This window comes from Frateuria sp. sgz306004, assembly GCF_057750885.1.
Map to the genome: position 1 here is coordinate 1 of NZ_JBYLFE010000019.1, position 1,116 is coordinate 1,116.

General features: G+C 65.6%; 1 protein-coding gene. It reads left to right on the top strand.

Annotated features, from left to right (window positions below; all coding sequences use genetic code 11):
• The first annotated feature begins 44 nt into the window (after positions 1–44).
• Complete coding sequence (locus AC3G2C_RS19775; protein ID WP_488386341.1) at positions 45–1,109, top strand: IS30 family transposase; 1,065 nt, start codon at positions 45–47, stop codon at positions 1,107–1,109.
• Positions 1,110–1,116 lie beyond the last annotated feature (7 nt).

The following is a 1,116-nucleotide window of genomic DNA, read 5'->3' on the forward strand; positions in this document are numbered from 1 at the left end:
GGCGGTCTCTAACATCAAGTGCAACACCCCAATGGAGGTGATGCATGGGTCAGCACTACAGTCATCTGAGCGCCGAAGAGCGAGGCGCCATCATGGTGGGCAAGGCGCGTGGGGAGAGCGCCCGGCAGTTAGCGATCATGTTGGGTCGTTCGCCCAGCACGATCGCGCGGGAGCTGGCGCGCAACGGGCATCGTGAGCCATCCGATAGCCCTCGCCTGGGCCGCCCGACGCTCGGCTATGACGCCCGCCGTGCGGGGCAACGGGCCCGACGATTGGCTCAGAAGGCGCGCCGGCAACGTAAGTTGCATCGCGACAGCGCCTTGTGGCGTCTGGTGCGTTCGCTGTTGGCCCGACGCTGGTCACCGCAAGAGGTGAGCCTCACACTGCGCCGACAGCATCCTGGCGAGCCGGCCAAGCACGTGTCCCACGAGACGATTTACACCGCGATCTACGCTGCCCCGCGCGGGGAACTGCGGCGCGGGCTAGTGGCGCTGTTGCGCCAGCACAAGTGCGCGCGCCGTCCGCGCGGGCAAGGCGCCAACCGTCGCGGCCGCATGCACGATCTGCCCAGCATTCATGATCGGCCGCCCGAGGCCAACGAACGCGTGTTGCCGGGCCACTGGGAGGGCGATTTCCTCAAGGGAGCGCGCAACCAGTCCTCGGTGGGGGTGCTGGTGGATCGCCGCACCTTGTTTCTGAAGCTGGTGAAGATGGACGGCTGCTCGGCAGAGGACGCGCTTGCGGGCTTCAGTCGAGCCTTTCGGCCGCTACCGGCGTCGCTGCGCCAAACGCTGACCTACGACCAGGGCAAGGAAATGGCGTTGTACAAGACGTTATCCCGACGTACGGGGCTGGCGATCTACTTCGCCGATCCGCGCAGTCCCTGGCAGCGCGGCATCTGCGAGAACACCAACGGCTTGCTGCGGCAGTACCTGCCCAAAGGCACCGACCTGTCGGTGCATAGCCAACGAAAGCTCGACGCCATCGCCCGGGAAATGAACCTGCGACCGCGAGCGACCCTCGACTACCACTGTCCTGCCGAGATGTTCATGCGTGCGATGGGGCGTGATGACCTCGCCCAAGCCATCGATGATGCACTTCTAGATTGACACCGCC

Bases quoted from the DNA above. Each gene is read 5' to 3' on its own strand.
- AC3G2C_RS19775 (WP_488386341.1), top strand. From the start codon at position 45: ATGGGTCAGCACTACAGTCATCTGAGCGCCGAAGAGCGAGGCGCCATC.